Here is an 18,384-nt window from a genome sequence, read left to right on the forward strand (position 1 = left end):
GAGCATTCACCGGCAACGGAGCCAGGCACAATGACGTCGTTGACGCTGACGCGCCCGCAAAAGGCCGCCGCCATACTGGTGGCGATGGGCAAGCCTTCGGCCAGCCGGCTGCTCAAATTCTTCAAGCAGGAGGAGCTGAAGGCGCTGATCGAGGGCGCCCGGCTGCTGCGCACCATTCCGCAGAGCGACCTGGAGCGCATCGTCGCCGAGTTCGAGGCCGAGTTCACCGAGGGCGCCGGCCTGCTCGACTCCGCTGACAGGATGGATACGATCCTCAACGAGTCGCTCTCCCCCGAGGAAATGAGCGCCATCATGGGCGACAAGAAATTCGAGCCGACGCCGGAAGGGCCGCCGCCGATCTGGCCGGATCTCGAAAAGCTCGAGCCCGCGCGCCTCGGCACCTTCCTCACCGGCGAGCATCCGCAGACGTCCGCCATGGTGCTGTCGAAGCTTGCGCCGCAGACCGCGGCCAATGTGTTGCTGACGATGGAAAAGCCGATACGCAGCCAGATCATCAAGCGCATGGTGACGATGGCCAACATTCCCGACGCGGCAACAAGGATCGTCGAGAACCAGCTGCGCGTCAGCGTGCTTTCGCAAAAGGCGAGCAGGGACACGTCGGTCGGCCAGGAGCGCGTCGCCAGCGTGCTCAACGAAATGGCCAAGCCCGAGCTCGACGAACTCATGCAGGATCTGGAGGAGGCCGGCACGCCGGACCTTGCCGGCGTCAAGTCGCGGCTGTTCGCCTTCGACGATCTGCCGCTGCTCACCCAGAAGGCGCGCGTGCTTCTGTTCGACGGGCTGTCGACCGAGCTGGTCACGCTCGCGCTGCGCGGCGCGTCGGCGGAGCTTACCGAATCCGTGCTGTCGGCAATCGGCGCGCGCTCGCGCCGCATGATCGAATCCGAGCTCGGACAGGGATCGGAAGGCATCGCGCTCACCGACATCATGGGCGCACGCAAGACGATCGCAGTGGCGACGATCCGGCTGTCGCGGCAGGGAGCGTTCGAGCTTCCCGCCACGCAGACCGCCGCCGAAGCCGCCTGACGATAGCAATCCGGTCAGGGCACCATGGCTGAAGCGGTCGACAAGGATTCCAAAACCGAGGAAGCCACAGAAAAGAAGATCCGCGACACGATCGAGCAAGGCAAGCTGCCCCACTCGCGCGAGACGGCGATTTTTGCTTCCTTCCTTGCCATACTGGTGTTCACCGTCTTCTACGCCAAGGACGCCATCGTAAACCTCGGCATGTTCCTCGCGATGTTCCTGGAAAAGCCGGAGGCGTGGCCGATGGACACCGAGACCGATGTCATCACGCTCTACCGGCAGGTCCTGGTCGAGATCGGCCGTGCCGTCGTCAGCCTGCTGGTGCTCCTGGTGGTCGCCGGCGTCGGCGCTTCGGTGTTCCAGAACATACCGCAATTCGTCGGCGAGCGGATCAGGCCGCAACTGTCGCGCATTTCGATCGCCAAGGGCTGGAGCCGCCTGTTCGGCGCGCAGGGCTTCGTCGAATTCGCCAAGTCGCTCGCCAAGCTCGCCTTCGCCATCGCAGTGCTCACCTTCACGCTGTCGGAGGATCACCGCAGGCTGCTCGCCGGCATGATCACCAACCCGGTGTCGTTCGGCATGGTCATCCGCAGCATCTTCGTCGACATACTGGTGGCGATCGTCTTCGTCATGGGACTGATCGCGGTCGCCGACATCGTCTGGTCGCGCTTCCATTGGCGGCGCGATCTGCGTATGACCAAGCAGGAAGTGAAGGACGAGCTGAAGCAGTCGGAGGGCGATCCGATCGTGAAGTCGCGCCTGCGCTCGCTGGCGCGCGACCGGGCACGGCGGCGCATGATGACGGCGGTGCCGCGCGCGACGCTCGTCATCGCCAATCCGACGCACTATTCCATCGCGCTGAAATATGTACGCGAGGAGGATTCCGCCCCGGTCGTGCTCGCCAAGGGTCAGGATCTGGTGGCGCTGAAGATCCGCGAGATCGCCAGGGAGCACAACATCCCGATCTTCGAAGACGTTGCGCTTGCCCGCTCCATGTACAAGCAAGTTTCGGTTGATAGCGTGATCCCATCGCAATTCTACCAGGCCGTCGCCGAGCTGGTGCGGATCGTCTACTCGAAGAAGGCCGAGCGAAAAGCAACCCAATGAACGGACGCTGCCTGTAATCCATGAACCGGCAACCACACGCCAATTCACGCGAGCAGATCGTCGCCAGCGCCATCCAGGACGTGGTCGGCGAGCTGCGTCTGATCGAGGTCGCCGACTACATCGCCTTTATCCGGCTGGAGCATTTCGCCTGCCTGTCGGACCTCGTGGACTCGGCTGCGGAACTCTACTTCCAGGCGGGCACGCTGCGGCTTGGCCATGGCGGCGAAGCGCATGTCGACTGGAGCGGCAGCCCGCGCATCGTGCTGGATCTAGAGCTCCGGCCGCGCGGCGTCACCGTCTATTTCCAGCTGACGCTGACCGAGCACGGGGCGTCCGTGGTCGTCAACTACGTGTCCTTCGAGAAGCCGGGCGAGACGCCGGAGCACAACACCGCCCTGCTCGAGGACGCGATCGACCAGGCGCGCATCCGCAGGACCGAACCGCTCGCTCATCTTTGGGAATAGATCGAAGGGCGCGGACGCCTGGCCCCGGCGGGCTACTCGATCAGACCGAGACGCAGCGCCTTGGCGACCGCCTGGTTGCGGTTGACCGCATTGAGCTTCTGCGTCGATTGGGTGAGATACTGGTTGGCCGTGTGCACCGACAGTTTCAGGAGCTTCGCGATCTCTTCGCTGGTGTTGCCGTTGGCGGTCAGCTTCAGGCATTCGAGCTCGCGCTTGGAGATCGCGCGGGTCCTGCCGGTTTCGCCTGGGCGGATGCGCGCGACCGCCGCGAACAGCGCAAAGCAGCGCGCGTGGATTTCACAAAGCGTGTCGTCCGAGAACGTGATGTCCGATCCCAGGAAGACCACCAGACCGCATTGGCCGCGATCTGCATGCACCGGAAAGGCGATGCCGTTGGTGCCGGGCGCGAGCGGCGCGGCCGGCTCGCACCACGTCAGGCTCTCCAGCGTCTGCCGCGAGCCTGCGATGTCGTCATCGGTCCACCAGCGCGGCGTCGTTGAGATGCGACTGTGGCGCACCATCTCCTCGCCGCTGGCGCCCGAGATGAATTTGGTGGCGACGGAGGTCGACGGATAGTCGGAATCGAAGCAGGCGACCAGGCGCGCGCGCTCCAGCGACGGACTGACGAAGAACAGCCCGAAGCCGGAAGCGTTGATGTCGACGGCAATCCAGCGGCAGCGCCGCACCGCGTCCGGGATGGTCACCGCGTGATGCGTCTCCGAGCCGAGCGAGAAGGCGCCGAACGGATTGCGCTGTTCGTTGAAAAGGGCGGCCGCGGCCTCCTTGATTTGCGCGTGCTTCAAATGATGCCGCTCCTGATCGCCGTCGCAATCGCCATCGCGCGGTTGCTGGCCGCGAACTTCTGGATGGCATGCGTGATGTAGCTGTTGACGGTGTTCGACGAGACGCCAAGGATCAGGGCCACCTCGTCGGTGGTCTTGCCTTCCGATACCCAGAACAGGCATTCGCGCTCACGATCCGAGAGCGGATCCTGCATCGATGCCGCAGCGATCAATTGCGGGATGCCGGACAGCGCATAGCAGCATTTGAGCTGCGCCTTCATCAGGGCGGTCAAGTCGATCTTGCCGGGCTCGGCGGCGGAAAACAGCACGAACAGGCGCTGGCGGCCGACATTCAACCTCAGCGAATAGATTTCGGCATGACCGAGCACATCGAGCAGCTTGGCTTCCTCGCCGGTCAGCAGCGCGCCGGCATCGGGCGCGTGGGCGGCGACCAAGGGCCTGGGGCGCACGCCCGGTGGCGTCGTCAGCGGTCCCAGCGCAAGATTGGCGATCAGCCTCTTGCCGATCAGCTCGATGGCGTCGAAGATCCAGTTCGACGACACGATGCGCGCGTCGTTGCGGTCCTGGTCGTGCACGATGGCGACCAGCATGTAGCTGTCGGCGCCGATGTCGGCGGCAAGCTGCATGAAGAAGCTGGTGAGATCGCCGCGGGACGCCAGGCGCGAGCCTGATGCGTCGGATTGAAGAAGCGCGGCGGGATTGCTCATCTTGATATTCTGGCCGGAATCGATCCCTGTGCCCGGTGCTGGCAAAAGCCAACGGCCGGACCCGAAACGCGTCACGTTCACGAAGACACACTCGATGGCGCGCACAGCACCCAATCGAGCCGAATCCTTTCAGGGAACGCGCAGCCATCCGCGTCAGGTACCGGCCGGATGCCGGAACTTGAGACTTTGGGTGATCGCCGCGCCCCCCGTGGACCGGCTGATTCGGGTCTAATCTACCCGCAGATGAATCCGACATCAAACGCGATTTGACAAAATCGAATCTGGTGGACTCGTGTCGCGACTCAGTGGCCGCTCTTCGGGTTACTTTGCGAGTTGAATTGAGCCGATGATTTCCCGGCAAGGTCGCGAAAAAACGCCCCCGGTTGCCTCCCGGGGGCGTATGTCCGTTCGGCTGGATGCGGCTCAGCGATCCTCGAAGCCGGTCAGCACGCCGACGGCATTGATGCCGATCTCTTCCACCGCGTAGCCGCCTTCCATGACGAACAGCGTCGGCAGGCCGAGCTTGGCGATGCGGCGGCCGATCTTGGGGTAATCGACGCTCTTCAGCTTGAACTGGCTGATCGGGTCCTTCTCGAAGGTGTCGACGCCGAGCGACACCACGACGACGTCCGGGGCATAGGCGGCAAGCCTGGCGCAGGCGTCTTCCAGTGAGGCGCTCCAGCCGTCCCAGTCGGTGCCGAAGGGCATCGGATAGTTGACGTTGAAACCTTCGCCCTCGCCCTCGCCGCGCTCGTCGGCATGGCCGAGGAAGAAGGGGTATTCGACCATCGGGTCGCCATGCAGGTTGAGCACCTGGACGTCGCCGCGCCGATAGAAGATCTCCTGCGTGCCGTTGCCGTGATGGTAGTCGACATCGAGGATGGAGACACGGCTTGCGCCCTGGTCGCGGAACCATTGCGCGATGACGGCGGCGTTGTTGATGAAGCAGTAGCCGCCCATAAAGGCGGCGCCGGCGTGGTGGCCGGGCGGACGGCAGAGCGCGAAGACCGTCCGCTCGCCGCCCTTCACCAGTGCCGCCGCCGTCAGCGCGACGTCGTAGGACGACTTGATCGCCGCCCAGGTGCCTTCGACGAAGGTGGCGCCGGCATCGAAGGAATAGTAGCCGAGCAGGGCGTCGATGCGCTTCGGCGGCACATCGCCGCGCAAGCCGCGCGTCGGCCAGGTGAAGCCCATGGCCGAGCCCGTGAAACCGGCGGCGATCCATTCCGGCCAGACCGTCGGCAGGAAATCGATGTATCGCGCGTCATGGACCCGCTTGGCTGCGGCGAGGTCGTGCTCGACCGGCCCGATGATCGGCCCAAGCTTCTCGCTTTCCACCCGCGCCTTGATGAATTCGGCCCGCGACGGCTTCTCGAAACCCGGCACGATGGCCGAGGTGACCAGTTCCATCTGTCCCGAATGACCGGCGTGGAGAGGCGAAAAGACAGTCTTCATAGAATTCCCCTGGAAGTGCGAAAAATCAGTTGGAAATGCGAAATCAGTCGAGGTTGAGATAGGGGTTCACGAGAGCCAGCCACATGGCTTCCACATCGTCCTCGATGAGGTCGAATGTCTTGCGGTCTCTCTTCAGTCCGACAAGCCTGCAGGCGTGCCCGACCTCCATCATCACAAGGCCCAACCGTTTGGCGGTCTTTTCTTCAAGGGCCGGGTTCACATGCTGCAACCAGGCTGCGTAGAGCGCGATGATCTCTTTGTCATATTCGTCCTGGATCGGCCTGAGGTCGGCGTTGCCGGATATGGCCTCGATCACCGGCATCAGCGTGACATTGTCCAGATACAGCCTCGACGTGTCGATGAAGAGCTTGCGCACTTCGCGCCGAAACTCGTCACGATTAGTTGGCCGGGGGACGTTGATGCGCTTCCGGATGACCTCAGGAAAAGACGACAGCCAGCGCCGGGCCAGATCCAGAAGAATGGCTTCCTTGTTGGGAAAGTACTGATAGACCGAACCGACCGACAGCCCCGCGCGCTGCGCGATGGCAAGCGTCGTCGGTGTCCTGGTTCCCTGTTCCCGCGTCAGGATCAGCGCCGCGTCGAGAATCCTGTCGACCACCTTGCTCGACCGTTTTTGCCGCGGCTGCTTGCGCGGTTCGAGCGCTATCCTGGTCTTGCGGTCGAGACTGCGCTTCACTTTTCGGTCCCCTCGTTCCCCGCCAGGCCTCAACACAGACGTGGGGTGCTGTCCACTATACATTCGAAATTCCGGCTGTTGACAAACGCGAATAAACAGTCGCATTCTTTATCCACGCTGTCTTCAACGATAACAAGGGGAATTTCGGGGACGGCGCACCGGCATCAGCTTTTGTCCCATGGCGCCGCCCCGATGGAGCGGCAGGTCGCTGGACTTGGCGCTGTCGGCAGCAAAATGTGGAGTCGCGATGTCGGTTGCGGGTGGTGGTGCGGATCTCATGGTCGTCAACGGCCATGTGCTGACCATGGACGAGGACAATCCCGTCGCCGAGGCCGTTGCCGTCAAGGACGGCACCATCGTCGCCATCGGTAGCCGGGCCGCTGTCGAACAGCTCAAGGGACCGGCAACAAAGGTCATCGACGCCAAGGACGGCTCCGTCCTGCCTGGTTTCATCGAAGCCCACATGCATCTGTTTTCAGGTGCGGCCGAGCTTGCCCATTTGCAACTCGCCGGCGTCCACGGCTTCGAAGCGCTGCAAAGTGCGATCCGCGACCACGCGCAGACGCGTCCCGATGCCAAGATGCTGGTCGGGCAGGGTGTCGACTACACCGTGCTCGGCAGAGAGCGGGTGACGCGTCACCATCTCGATGCGATTCTGCCGGACCGGCCTTTTGCCATGGCCGCTCCCGACCACCATACGATGTGGGCCAACACCATGGCTTTGGAGATGGCGGGGATTTTGCAGGGGCGGCGGCTCGGCCCGGGCAACGAAATCGTCATGGGGGATGACGGTCTGGCCACCGGCGAATTGCGCGAGGGCGAAGCGTTCGGCCCGGTGCTCGATCTTGCCGGCGAAAGCCGTGTGCGGCTGGGGCTGGCGACCGGCGGTGAGCCGGACCCGACGCCGTCAGTGGAAGAACGTGCCGCCGATCGCGATATCATGCGACGCGGACTTGCCTGGTGCGCGCGCCACGGCATCACCTCCATCCAGAACATGGATGGCAACCTCTACCAGCTCGAACTGCTGGCCGAGATCAAGGCCGAGGAGGGCTTGGCTTGCCGCGTGCAGGTCCCGTTCCACTACAAGAATTTCATGACGCTCGACATGCTCGACAAGGCGTCAGTCATGGCCGAGCGCTACGATGGCGAATGGCTGTCGTCGGGCATCGTCAAGGTGTTCTATGACGGGGTGCTCGATTCCTGGACGGCTGTCATGATCGAGCCCTATGCCGACCGTCCGGACTGGGTAGGGGAGCCGCTTTTCACGCCGCAGCAATTCATCGACCTTGCGGTCGCCATCGACAAGCGCGGCCTGCAAATCGCGGTGCATTCGATCGGCGACGGCGCCGTGCGCGCGGTGCTCGATGGTTATGAGGCGGCCGAGAAGGCCAACGGCAGGCGCGACAGCCGGCATCGGGTCGAGCACATCGAGGTGATCACCGCTGCCGACGTGCCGCGCTTCCAGAAGCTCGGCGTCATCGCCTCGATGCAGCCGCCGCATCCGCCGGGCGCCATGGGCTTTCCTTTGGAGCCGACGGTGTCGCGCATTGGCGCCCCACGCTGGCCGCTGAGCTATGCCTGGCGGACGCTGAAGAACGCCGGCGCGCGCATCGTCTTCGCCTCGGACTGGCCGGTATCGCCGATCGATCCGATCCTGGGCATTCAGGCGGCAGTGCTGCGCAAGCCCTGGGCGGAGACCGATCCTGACCAGAGCTTCTCGCTGTATGAGTCGATTGCCGCCTACACCGTCGAGGGCGCCTATGCCGAGTTCATGGAACATCGCAAGGGTAGGCTGAAGACCGGATATCTCGCCGATATCGTGGTTTTGTCGGCTGACATCGAGGCGACGGCGCCGGAGGCGCTGCACACGGTGCGGCCAGTGACCACGATCTGCGGCGGAAAGGTCACTTACCAAGCCTAAGCATGGCCAAACCCGAGGTTGTGGCATGGGAATTGCGTCAAAAAGTCGAGTAGCAGCTCCGCAGTTGCCAAGCCGGTTGGCTTATGGTGACAATCAAACAGGAACAAACCTGCCGCCAAGAGCAGGCTCTCTCAATGGGGTAATCGTGCCGGAACAACCGGATAAGAACGCGATCGAAGTTCGCGGTGTACGCAAGGTATTTGGAACCGGTGAAAACCAGGTAGCGGCTCTCGACACGGTTTCGGTGTCGATCCGCGAGAACGAATTTTTCACGCTGCTCGGCCCGTCCGGATGTGGAAAGACGACGCTGCTGAGATTGATTGCCGGCTTCGATTTTCCAAGCGCCGGCGAAATCCTGCTGCACGGCCACGACATCGCACCGTTGCCGCCCTTCAAGCGCCCGGTCAACACGGTCTTCCAGAGCTATGCGCTGTTCCCGCACATGACGGTGGCGCAGAATATCGGCTTCGGCCTGGAGATGCTGGGCAAGCCGAAGGCCGAGATCGAGGCGCGCGTCGCGAAGATGCTGAAGCTGGTCAAGATGGAGGCGCTGAAGGCGCGCCGCACCAGCCAGATTTCCGGCGGCCAGCAGCAGCGCGTGGCGCTCGCCCGGGCGCTGGCGCCGCAGCCGAAGGTGCTTTTGCTCGACGAGCCGCTGTCGGCGCTCGACTACAAGCTGCGCAAGGAAATGCAGATCGAGCTGAAGCGCCTGCAGCACGAGACCGGCATCACCTTCATCTTCGTCACGCACGACCAGGAAGAAGCGCTGACCATGTCCGACCGTATCGCGGTGATGTCGGCCGGCAAGATCCTGCAGGTCGGCACGCCCTGGGATATCTACGACAAGCCGGCGGAGCGCTTCGTCGCCGACTTCATCGGCGAGACCAACTTCCTCACTGCGGCCATAGACAACACGGGCAATGGCAAGGCTCGCGCGACGCTGAAATCCGGCGCGACGATCGACGCGACCGTGGCTGAGGGTTTCGCGCCGAAGGGCAATGCCACGGTCGTGGTCCGGCCGGAGCACGCGAAACTGACCAGCGGTAAGGGCGACCTGTCAGGGACGGTCGAGAATATCGTCTATTTCGGCACCGACACGCATATCCATGTCCAACTGGACAGTGGCGAAGCGTTTACCGTGCGCCAGCAGAACACGCGCAGCGCGGGCTGTGGATTCGAACGCGGCGACAAGGTCGGCATCGTGATCGGCAACGATGCCGCGCAAGTGCTGAGGGACTGATGGCAACCGCGGAACAAGTCGCCAAAGAGGCGGAACGGCGTGACATCCGCACACGCTGGCTGCTTTCGGCGCCGGCGCTGATCATCATCTTCCTCGCGGCCACAGGGCCATTGCTGATCGTGCTGGTCTATTCGGTGCTGACGCCCGGCCCCTACGGGGACGTGAAATGGCAATTCTCGCCGGAAGCCTGGGTGTCGGTGGTCATGGAGCGCGACATCTTCGACGACACACTTTCGCTCGCTGCCGCCCATGTCACCATCTTCTGGCGCTCCATCAAGTTGGCGGTGGTGACAACGATCGCTACTTTGGCGCTCGGATTCCCCACCGCTTATTTCATGGCCACACGCAGCGAGAAAACGCGCGACATCTGGCTGTTCCTCATCACCATTCCGTTCTGGACCAACCTGCTCATTCGCACGTTCGCGGTGCTGCAGATCATCCGCAACGAGGGCATTATCAACACTGTCCTCATCAAGCTGGGAGTCATCTCGGCCCCGATCCAGATCCTGTTCACCGATACCGCGATCCTTATCGGCATGGCCTATGTCTACCTGCCGCTGATGGTGTTGCCGATCTATGCCAGCATGGAGAAGCTCGACTTCCGGCTGGTCGAGGCGGGCTACGACCTTTATGCCAATCGTTTCCAGGTGTTGAGGCGCATCATCTTCCCGCTGGTCAGGCCTGGTGTCATTGCCGGCTCGATCCTGGTCTTCATTCCGGCGATCGGCGCCTATGTGACGCCGAGCGTGCTCGGCGGCGGCAAGAACATGATGCTTTCGAATCTGATCGAGCTGCAGTTCGGGCAGGGCCGTAACTGGCCGCTCGGTTCGGCGCTATCGATCACCGTCATGATCATCGTCATGGTGGCGCTGCTGGCCTATGTGCGAAACGCCGGGCGGACGGAGGTGCGCCATGGCTAATTTCTCCATCAAGCACCAGCCCGGCTTCACGGCCGTCGCCACGACCTGTTTCGTCGTTCTCTACATGCCGATCGTCGTGCTGGTCGTCTACGCGTTCAACGCTGCGACATCGACCTCCGAGTGGGGCGGCTTCTCGCTGAAATGGTTCCAGTCGGCGTGGCAGAATACGCAGGTCATCGATGCGACCCTGCTATCCTTCCAGATCGGCTCTGTAGCCGCCGTGCTTGCAACCATCGCTGCCACGATGGCCGCGCTGGCGACCACACGGACGGCGCCGTATCGTGGACTGACCTTCAAATATGCGGCGATCAACCAGCCGCTAATGGTGCCGGAGATCGTTACCGGTGTGGCGCTGCTGATCTTCTTCTCGCGTATCAAGATATCCACCGGCTACTCCGGCCTCGGTTATCTCATCGCTGCGCATACGGCGTTCTGCATTCCCTTCGCCTATCTGCCCATCCGGGCGCGACTCGAAAATATGGACCTGACGCTGGAGCGCGCTGCGGCCGATCTTTATGCGACGCCCTGGCAGGTCTTTCGGCGCATAACGCTGCCGCTGCTGTGGCCCGGAATCCTGGCAGGGCTGATGCTGGCCTTCGTCATCTCGCTCGACGACGTCGTCATCACCGAGTTCGTCAAGTCCGGCGGCCAGGACACCCTGCCCACCTACATGCTCGGCCAGATACGCCGAGGCATAACGCCCGAGATCAACGCGATATCGACCGCTTTCCTGCTGCTTTCGGTCGCGATCGTCACGTTGTTTTTCTTCGTCAGCAGGAAACAAGACTGAACCGATAATGGGAGACAAAGCATGAACTGGAAGACAACAGCGACCGCAATCGGGCTGACGTTGCTCGCCTCAACAAGCCTCGCTCGCGCTGACGGCGTTCTGAACATCTACAATTGGGGCAACTACACCAGCCCGGACGTGATCAAGAAGTTCGAGCAGAAATACAACGTCAAGGTGACCATCACCGACTACGATTCCAACGACACGGCGCTGGCCAAAGTCCGCCAGGGGGGCACCGGGTTCGATATAGCGGTGCCGTCGCAGACCTTTGTTCCGATCTGGATCAAGGAGGGCCTGCTGCTCGAGACCGATCCCGGCAAGATGGAAAACTTCAAGAACGTCGCGCCGGAATGGGCCAATCCCGAATTCGACCCCGGCCGCAAATATTCGGTGCCGTGGGCCTGGGGCACGGTCGGCGTCGTCGTCAACACCGATGTCTACAAGGGCCCGTCCGATAGCTGGGGGATCGTGTTCAACACGCCCGACGAGCTGAAGGGCAAGGTCAACGTCGTTCCCGAAATGAATGACGTCATCTTCGCGGCGATCAAATATGTCGGCGGCCAGCAATGCACCGACGACAAGGCGGTGCTGAAGAAGGTGCGTGACCTCCTGGTGGCGGCCAAGCCGAACTGGATCGCCATGGAATACAATACCATCGAGAAGATGGGCGCCGGCGATTTCAAGGCGACCAGCGACTGGAACGGCTCGGCGCTGCGCCAGCGCCTGGCCCACCCGGCCATCCACTACTTCTATCCGAAGGAAGGCTTCGGCCTGTGGAGCGACAATGTGGTCGTTTTGAAGGAAGCCAAGAATGTCGAAAACGCCAAGCTGTTCCAGAACTTCATCATGGATCCGGAAAATGCGGCCGGGCTCTCGGCCTTCCATCGCTATGCCAACGGCATCGCCGGTTCCGACAAATACATGCCGGCCGATATGAAGGATGCGCCGGAAGTGATCATTCCGGCCGACGTGAAGGCGAATGGCGAATTCCAGAAGATGTGCCCTCCGGAAACGCAGGAACTCTACACCAAGATCTGGACCGAACTGCAGAAGTGAATGCGTCCCGACGGACCCGGCGGCGCATGCCGCCGGGTCGTGTCCATCTCGTCGGGAAGTTCATCATGACCTCTTATCGCAACTCCGATCCGCGGCCGCCGATCATGCAGGGCTCGCCGCCGAAGCTGATCCCTCCGAAGCTCGATTGGGACAGAGGCCCCTGGAATCGCTGGGCCTTTCAGAACATCCGCGAGGTCCTGCCGACCGTCGAGGTCTGGCGCGGCCACGGCCACCGCCATCGCCTCGACCGTGCCGAGGTCGATCTCGACGATCTGCCGGTGATGGACAGCGCAGGCGCCGCGACGACGCTCGCCGGCCTGCTCGACGAGACCTACACGGACAGCTTCCTGGTGCTCAAGGACGGCAGGATAGCCTATGAGCGTTACTTCAACGGCATGGACGAGCGCACGCTGCATCTGTCGCAGTCGATGGCGAAGTCGGTCACCGGATCGGTGTTCGGCATCCTGGTCGGACGCGGCCTGATCGACCCGGCCAAACTGGTGACCGATTATCTTCCGGAGCTCGGCGCGACCGCTTGGGCCGGCGCCACCGTGCAGCAAGTGCTCGACATGACGACGGGCGTTCGCTTTTCCGAGGAGTATACCGATCGCTATTCCGAAATCGGCCAGGTCGATGTCGCCAGCGGCTGGAAACCGGTGCCGCCGGGCAGCGATCCCGACTTCCAGTGGCCTTCGCATATGTTCGAACTGATCCTGCGGCTGAAGGACAAGGTCAGGCCGCATGGCGAGGCTTTCGAATACCGCTCGATCGAGACCGACGTGCTGGCCTTCATTATGGAGCGCGTGACCGGCAAGCGCCTGGCGCAGCTGGTCTCGGAAGAGCTCTGGCAGAAGCTCGGCGCCGACGAGAGCGCCTGCTTCACCGTAGACAGCGCCGGCTATGCGCTGGCCGAGGGCGGCTTCAACGCCACGCTGCGCGACTACGGCCGCTTCGGCCAGCTGATCCTCGGCAATGGCGGCGGGGTGATCCCGGCCGACTGGATCGAGGCGACGCGCACCGGCAGGCACGGACCGGATTTCAGCCCCAGCCTGCCGGACGGCAGCTATCGCAACCAGTTCTGGATTGAGGATCCGCGCTCGCGCGCGCTGATGTGCAAGGGCGTGTTCGGACAGATGATCCATATCGGCTGGGAGCACCGAATGGTCGTGGTGAAGCTCTCGACCTATCCGGATTTCACCAACATCGGCTATTCGGTGGCGACGCTGAAGGCGGTGCACGCCATCGCGGCGGCGCTCGCCTGAAAATCTGCGATAAAACACCGGAGACAATCGTGACCGGCAAGACTGCGTTCGAGACCAAATACGGCTTTGCCCGCAAGGATGTGCGGCTCGACAACTGGCGGCTGAGGCCGTTCAGCCGATGGTCGTTCCAGAACGTCGGCGAGCTTGTCCCGTCGGTGCATGTTGCCGCGGCGCCCGGCGGAGAGGCGCAGGCGAAGCCTCTCGGTGCGCTGCTCGAAGAAAAGGTCTCGCTTGCCGGCGGGCCCGAAACCGTCGAGGCTTTCCTCAAACGCTCCGACACCGACGGGCTGGCGATCATGAAAGGCGGCAAGCTGGTCGGCGACTGGTCGGCACCGCAGATGGCGTTCGGAGCGCGGCACATCATCTTCTCGATCAGCAAGTCGGTGACCGCCATTCTGGCCGGCATTCTGGAAGGCGAGGGGGTATTCGATCCTGAAGCGCCGGTAACGCGGTACATCCCCGAGGCCAAGGGGTCGGCCTATGGCGATGCCAGCGTGCGCAACGTGCTCGACATGACGGTCAGCCTGGATTTCGAGGAGGCCTATCTCGATCCGGAAAACGCCTTTGCCCGCTATCGCCGCGCGACGCTGTGGAATCCCGGCGGTGGAGCTGAAAGTCTCACGACCTTCCTGTTGACGCTACAGCGTCTGGCCGAGCCGCATGGCCAGACCTACCGCTACCGCTCGCCAAATTCGGATATGCTCGGCATCCTGGTGGAGCGGGCATCCGGCAAGCGCGTCAGCGAGCTGCTCGGCGAAAAACTATGGCTGCCGCTTGGTGCTGCTAGCGAAATGTCGGTGACGGTCGACATGGAAGGCACGGCGCGCACTGCCGGCGGCATGTCGATGACGCCGCGCGATCTTGCCCGCGTCGGCGAGATGATGTGGCAGGGCGGGGTGGCCAATGGCCGCCGCATCGTGCCGGAAGCCTGGGTGCGCGATACGGTTGCCGCCGGCGGCAGCTATGAGGCGTGGCGGCGTGGCACGATGGCGTTCCTTTTCCCCAAAGGCCGCTATCGCAACAAGTGGTACCAGATGGGCACGGCAAGCGGCGCCTTCTGCGGCATCGGCATCCATGGCCAATGGATCTACGTCAACCCCCGGGACGAGGTGGTGGTCGCCAAGATGTCGTCGCAACCGGAGCCGGTGGACGACAAGCTCGACCTCGATATTGTCGCGTTTTTCGAGGCGCTGAGCGGCATGGTCTGAGGGGCGTGATCGCTGATGTCGGCCGATTGTCGATGTCGGCGCTGCCCCTCATCCGCCTGCCGGCACCTTCTCCCCGTATAGTGACGGGGAGAAGGTGAGCTGGCCGCTACCTCTGTGCTTATTTTCCAACGCTGCCGATTGGCGAAGCCGGCGATGGGAGCGACCCTCTCCCCGTCACTATACGGGGAGAGGATGCCGGCAGGCAGGTGAGGGGCAGCGCCAGCCTTCGGCAGTAATCGTTCCGCGCAGTAGTCGAGAGACCTGGTTTAGCGCAGTCACGGCAACGCGCTTTCCTGTGGACCTTGATGGTCGGCTGAGAACAGCGCGGTTGGCGGGTGGAGTGTCCCGGCCTATGGTCACCGCTCTTTTTCGACAGGGACCAGCATGGCATCGGATATCAAGCGCATCGCAGCAATCATCGCGGCCGAGATCGGCTCGCGGCCTGAGCAGGCGGCAGCGGCGATCGGTCTGCTCGACGAAGGCGCCACGGTGCCGTTCGTGGCGCGCTACCGCAAGGAGGTCACCGGCGGGCTCGACGACACGCAGTTGCGCGATCTTTCCGAGCGGCTTACCTATCTGCGCGAGCTCGATGCGCGCCGCGAGACGATCCTCGGCTCGATCCGCGAGCAGGGCAAGCTGAGCGAGGAACTCGAGGCCAAGATCACGGCGGCGACGACCAAAGCTGAGCTGGAGGACATCTACCTGCCCTATAAACCCAAGCGGCGCACCAAGGCGGAGATCGCCAAGGAACGTGGGCTCGGGCCGCTCGCCGAGGCGATCCTTGCCGACCGTTCGGCGGTGCCGGCAGAACTCGCGCTCGCCTACGTCACGGAAGAGGTGCCGGACGCCAAGGCGGCGCTCGAAGGGGCGCGCGACATCCTGTCGGAGCAGTTCGCCGAGAATGCCGACCTGGTCGGCAAGCTGCGAGGCTATATGAAGGAACGCGCCTTCCTGCGTGCCAAGGTCGTCGACGGCAAGCAGGAAGCCGGCGCCAAATTCTCGGACTATTTTGACCATGTCGAGCGTTGGGCGGGCGTTCCCAGCCACCGCGCCTTGGCCATGCTGCGCGGCCGCAACGAAGAAGTGCTGTCGCTCGACATCGAGGTCGATGCCGACGACGCCTCGCCGGTGAAGCCGGTCGAGCGCATGATCGCCAACGCCTATGCGATCGGCGCCAGCCTGCCGGGCGACAAATGGCTGATGGAGGCGGCCGGCTGGACCTGGCGGATAAAGCTGTCGCTGCATCTGACGCTCGATTTGATGCGCGACCTGCGCGAACGGGCCGAGGAAGAGGCGATCCATGTCTTCGCCCGCAATCTGAAGGACCTGCTGCTCGCCGCTCCCGCCGGCTCGCGGCCAACCATGGGTCTCGATCCGGGCATCCACACCGGCGTCAAGGTGGCGGTGGTCGACGGCACCGGCAAGCTGGTGGCGACGACGACGGTCTATCCGTTTCCGCCGAGGAACGATGTGCGCGGCACGCAAGCCGAACTCGCCGCCCTCATCCGCCAGCACAAGGTGGAGCTGATCTCGATCGGCAACGGCACCGGCAGCCGCGAGACCGAGAAGCTGGTGGCCGACATTCTGTCGGACCTGCCCGCCGCTTCCGGACCGAAACCGCTCAAGGTGATCGTCAGCGAGGCGGGCGCCTCGGTCTATTCCGCTTCTGCCACGGCGGCAGCCGAATTCCCCGGCCTCGACGTGTCGCTGCGCGGCGCGGTGTCTATCGCGAGACGCCTGCAGGATCCGCTCGCCGAGCTGGTCAAGATCGAGCCGAAGTCGATCGGCGTCGGCCAGTACCAGCACGATGTCGACCAGTACCGGCTCGGCCGCTCGCTGGAAGCGGTGGTGGAGGATGCGGTCAATGCCGTCGGCGTCGACCTCAACACGGCGTCGGCGCCGTTGCTGGCGCGCGTTTCGGGGTTGGGACCGTCGCTTGCCGAAGCGATCGTCGCGCATCGTGACGCCGGTGGTCCCTTCGCGACGCGCCGCGATCTGTTGAACGTGGCCCGCCTCGGACCACGCGCGTTCGAGCAATGCGCCGGCTTCCTGCGCATTGCAAACGGCACCGAACCGCTCGATGCTTCCTCGGTTCACCCGGAAGCCTATGGCGTGGCGAAGAAGATCGTTGCCGCCTGCGGCCGCGACGTGCGCTCGCTGATGGGCGACAGCGCCGCGCTGAAGGCGCTCGACCCGCGCGTCTTCGTCGACGAGCGCTTTGGCCTGCCGACGGTGCACGACATCATCGCGGAATTGGAAAAGCCTGGACGCGATCCACGCCCCGGCTTCAAGACGGCGACCTTTGCCGAAGGCGTCGACGACATCAAGGATTTGAAGCCCGGCATGCTGCTCGAAGGCACGGTCACCAATGTCGCGGCCTTCGGCGCCTTCGTCGACATCGGCGTGCACCAGGACGGGCTGGTGCATGTCTCGCAACTGGCCGACCGCTTCGTGAAAGACGCGCACGAGGTGGTGAAGGCGGGCGACGTCGTCAAGGTGCGGGTCGTCGATGTCGACATCAAGCGCAAGCGCATCGGGCTGTCGATGCGCAAGGATGGCGGCGAAGGCGCGTCACGCGGTGGCCAGCGTGACAGCGGCGGCGGCAAGCCGGCGCCGCGTTCGTCGGCACCGCATCGGCAACAGGAACGACCGGCGCAGCAGGGCGCCTTCGGTGCTGCTTTGGCGGAGGCGATGAAGCGCAAATAGCTACCACGCCAGAACAGCCGGTTCCCTCTCAACTTGACCCAGCAGCCAGTCGCGGAAGCTGGCGACCGGCGGGTGGCCGCGCTTGTCGTGCGGCACGACGAGGTAGTAGGCGCTGCGGCTCTGCATCGGCAGGCCGGGCGCCGGCACGAGCTGTCCGCGCTGCAATTCGCCCGATATCAGGATCTCCGGCAGCAGCGCCACGCCGAGCCCCGCCATGCAAGCCTGAGCGACGGTGCCGAACTGCTCGAACTGCATGCCTGGCCCGGTCGGTGCGCTGAGGCTCTGCGCTTCGAACCATTCGCTCCAGGCGCCCGGGCGCGTCGCCATGTGCAGCAGCGGCAAGCGGCTGATATCGGCCGGCGTGGCGATCTTGCGGCTGGCCAGGAATTCGGGCGAAACGACGGGCATCACCGTCTCGCGCATCAAAAGCGTGCAGTCGGCGTTCGGCCAGTCGGGCATGCCGTGATGGATCGCGGCGTCGAGCCGTTCGCGGGCGAAGTCGAAGCGGCCGATGCGGGTGGCGAAGTTGATGGTGATGTCCGGGTGGCGGGCGACGAAATCCGGGATCAGCGGCATCAGCCAGCGCGTGCCGAAGGTCGGCAGGATGGCGAGGTTGAGGACGCCACTATGCCGATTGCTCATCAATCCAAGCGCGGCATCGCGCAACATGCCGAGCGCCGAGCGAACCGCCTCGGCATAGATCTCGCCTGCCGTCGACAGCCTGACATTGCGGCTGTCGCGCTCGAACAGCCGACGGCCGAACTGTTCCTCCAGAAGACCGATCTGCCGGCTGACGGCACCTTGGGTCAGATCGAGCTCGCGGGCGGCGGCGGTGAAGGAGCCGAGGCGCGCCACCGCCTCGAAGGCGGCAAGCGCGGCGGTGTTCGGCAGCAGGCGGCGCTGGACGTTCATGATCTATTACTAACGCTCATTGATTCGTGATGCAATTTCGTTTGATTTTTTCGATGCGGAGGCGGATAAGCCGGGCACCTCAAAAATAT

General features: G+C 63.6%; 16 protein-coding genes. 11 read left to right on the forward strand and 5 right to left on the reverse strand.

Annotated elements, in window-relative coordinates:
• The first annotated feature begins 30 nt into the window (after nt 1-30).
• Genes QAZ22_RS12000 through QAZ22_RS12010 form a run of 3 tightly spaced genes read left to right on the forward strand, consistent with a single transcriptional unit; the run spans nt 31 to nt 2,618 of the window.
• Nucleotides 31-1,047: a flagellar motor switch protein FliG gene (locus QAZ22_RS12000; protein ID WP_278206955.1), complete on the forward strand. Its 1,017-nt coding sequence runs from the start codon at nt 31-33 to the stop codon at nt 1,045-1,047.
• 24 nt (nt 1,048-1,071) lie between these two features.
• Nucleotides 1,072-2,154, forward strand: coding sequence for a flagellar biosynthesis protein FlhB (gene flhB, locus QAZ22_RS12005; protein WP_278206956.1), 1,083 nt, complete (start codon nt 1,072-1,074; stop codon nt 2,152-2,154).
• 20 nt (nt 2,155-2,174) lie between these two features.
• Nucleotides 2,175-2,618 (forward strand): hypothetical protein, encoded by a 444-nt coding sequence (locus tag QAZ22_RS12010; RefSeq protein ID WP_278206957.1) that lies wholly within the window; start codon nt 2,175-2,177, stop codon nt 2,616-2,618.
• 32 nt (nt 2,619-2,650) lie between these two features.
• On the opposite strand, the gene QAZ22_RS12015 is transcribed toward QAZ22_RS12010, so the two are convergent.
• The 4 genes from QAZ22_RS12015 to QAZ22_RS12030 form a co-directional block, all read right to left on the reverse strand.
• Complete coding sequence (locus tag QAZ22_RS12015; RefSeq protein ID WP_278206958.1) at nt 2,651-3,421, reverse strand: helix-turn-helix transcriptional regulator; 771 nt, start codon at nt 3,419-3,421, stop codon at nt 2,651-2,653.
• Nucleotides 3,418-4,128 carry a LuxR family transcriptional regulator gene (locus tag QAZ22_RS12020; protein ID WP_278206959.1) on the reverse strand — a complete coding sequence of 237 codons (711 nt, stop codon included), beginning with the start codon at nt 4,126-4,128 and terminating at the stop codon, nt 3,418-3,420. The genes QAZ22_RS12015 and QAZ22_RS12020 overlap by 4 nt, the downstream gene beginning before the upstream one ends.
• Nucleotides 4,129-4,551: 423 nt before the next feature.
• A complete protein-coding gene (locus QAZ22_RS12025; protein ID WP_278206960.1) occupies nt 4,552-5,583 on the reverse strand; it encodes a histone deacetylase family protein in 1,032 nt (343 codons plus the stop codon).
• A gap of 43 nt (nt 5,584-5,626) precedes the next feature.
• Nucleotides 5,627-6,343 carry a TetR/AcrR family transcriptional regulator gene (locus QAZ22_RS12030; RefSeq protein ID WP_278206961.1) on the reverse strand — a complete coding sequence of 239 codons (717 nt, stop codon included), beginning with the start codon at nt 6,341-6,343 and terminating at the stop codon, nt 5,627-5,629.
• A gap of 184 nt (nt 6,344-6,527) precedes the next feature.
• On the opposite strand from QAZ22_RS12030, the gene QAZ22_RS12035 reads away from it, so the two are divergent.
• From QAZ22_RS12035 to QAZ22_RS12070, 8 genes are all read left to right on the forward strand, one after another.
• Entirely contained in the window at nt 6,528-8,201 is a 1,674-nt protein-coding gene (locus QAZ22_RS12035) for an amidohydrolase (protein WP_278206962.1), read from the forward strand.
• Between the two features lie 145 nt (nt 8,202-8,346).
• Nucleotides 8,347-9,441 (forward strand): ABC transporter ATP-binding protein, encoded by a 1,095-nt coding sequence (locus tag QAZ22_RS12040; protein WP_278206963.1) that lies wholly within the window; start codon nt 8,347-8,349, stop codon nt 9,439-9,441.
• Nucleotides 9,441-10,361, forward strand: coding sequence for an ABC transporter permease (locus tag QAZ22_RS12045; RefSeq protein WP_278206964.1), 921 nt, complete (start codon nt 9,441-9,443; stop codon nt 10,359-10,361). The genes QAZ22_RS12040 and QAZ22_RS12045 overlap by 1 nt, the downstream gene beginning before the upstream one ends.
• On the forward strand, nt 10,354-11,151 hold the full coding sequence (locus QAZ22_RS12050) for an ABC transporter permease (RefSeq protein WP_278206965.1): 798 nt from the start codon (nt 10,354-10,356) through the stop codon (nt 11,149-11,151). The genes QAZ22_RS12045 and QAZ22_RS12050 overlap by 8 nt, the downstream gene beginning before the upstream one ends.
• Before the next feature lie 21 nt (nt 11,152-11,172).
• Nucleotides 11,173-12,207, forward strand: coding sequence for an extracellular solute-binding protein (locus QAZ22_RS12055; protein WP_278206966.1), 1,035 nt, complete (start codon nt 11,173-11,175; stop codon nt 12,205-12,207).
• A 65-nt stretch (nt 12,208-12,272) separates the two neighbouring features.
• Nucleotides 12,273-13,469: a serine hydrolase gene (locus QAZ22_RS12060; protein WP_278206967.1), complete on the forward strand. Its 1,197-nt coding sequence runs from the start codon at nt 12,273-12,275 to the stop codon at nt 13,467-13,469.
• A 29-nt stretch (nt 13,470-13,498) separates the two neighbouring features.
• Nucleotides 13,499-14,677, forward strand: coding sequence for a serine hydrolase (locus tag QAZ22_RS12065; RefSeq protein ID WP_278206968.1), 1,179 nt, complete (start codon nt 13,499-13,501; stop codon nt 14,675-14,677).
• Nucleotides 14,678-15,061: 384 nt separating this feature from the next.
• Nucleotides 15,062-17,383, forward strand: a complete 2,322-nt coding sequence (locus tag QAZ22_RS12070; RefSeq protein ID WP_278206969.1) for a Tex family protein — start codon at nt 15,062-15,064, stop codon at nt 17,381-17,383.
• Here the strand turns inward: QAZ22_RS12070 and QAZ22_RS12075 are convergent, their stop codons facing one another.
• Entirely contained in the window at nt 17,384-18,295 is a 912-nt protein-coding gene (locus QAZ22_RS12075; protein ID WP_278206970.1) for a LysR family transcriptional regulator, read from the reverse strand.
• Nucleotides 18,296-18,384 lie beyond the last annotated feature (89 nt).

Source organism: Mesorhizobium sp. WSM4906 (assembly GCF_029674625.1).
Classification (GTDB): Bacteria; Pseudomonadota; Alphaproteobacteria; order Rhizobiales; family Rhizobiaceae; genus Mesorhizobium.

Bases quoted from the DNA above. Each gene is read 5' to 3' on its own strand.
- QAZ22_RS12000 (WP_278206955.1), top strand. From the start codon at position 31: ATGACGTCGTTGACGCTGACGCGCCCGCAAAAGGCCGCCGCCATACTG.
- flhB (WP_278206956.1), top strand. From the start codon at position 1,072: ATGGCTGAAGCGGTCGACAAGGATTCCAAAACCGAGGAAGCCACAGAA.
- QAZ22_RS12010 (WP_278206957.1), top strand. From the start codon at position 2,175: ATGAACCGGCAACCACACGCCAATTCACGCGAGCAGATCGTCGCCAGC.
- QAZ22_RS12020 (WP_278206959.1), bottom strand. From the start codon at position 4,128: ATGAGCAATCCCGCCGCGCTTCTTCAATCCGACGCATCAGGCTCGCGC.
- QAZ22_RS12025 (WP_278206960.1), bottom strand. From the start codon at position 5,583: ATGAAGACTGTCTTTTCGCCTCTCCACGCCGGTCATTCGGGACAGATG.
- QAZ22_RS12030 (WP_278206961.1), bottom strand. From the start codon at position 6,343: ATGTATAGTGGACAGCACCCCACGTCTGTGTTGAGGCCTGGCGGGGAA.
- QAZ22_RS12035 (WP_278206962.1), top strand. From the start codon at position 6,528: ATGTCGGTTGCGGGTGGTGGTGCGGATCTCATGGTCGTCAACGGCCAT.
- QAZ22_RS12045 (WP_278206964.1), top strand. From the start codon at position 9,441: ATGGCAACCGCGGAACAAGTCGCCAAAGAGGCGGAACGGCGTGACATC.
- QAZ22_RS12050 (WP_278206965.1), top strand. From the start codon at position 10,354: ATGGCTAATTTCTCCATCAAGCACCAGCCCGGCTTCACGGCCGTCGCC.
- QAZ22_RS12055 (WP_278206966.1), top strand. From the start codon at position 11,173: ATGAACTGGAAGACAACAGCGACCGCAATCGGGCTGACGTTGCTCGCC.
- QAZ22_RS12060 (WP_278206967.1), top strand. From the start codon at position 12,273: ATGACCTCTTATCGCAACTCCGATCCGCGGCCGCCGATCATGCAGGGC.
- QAZ22_RS12070 (WP_278206969.1), top strand. From the start codon at position 15,062: ATGGCATCGGATATCAAGCGCATCGCAGCAATCATCGCGGCCGAGATC.
- QAZ22_RS12075 (WP_278206970.1), bottom strand. From the start codon at position 18,295: ATGAACGTCCAGCGCCGCCTGCTGCCGAACACCGCCGCGCTTGCCGCC.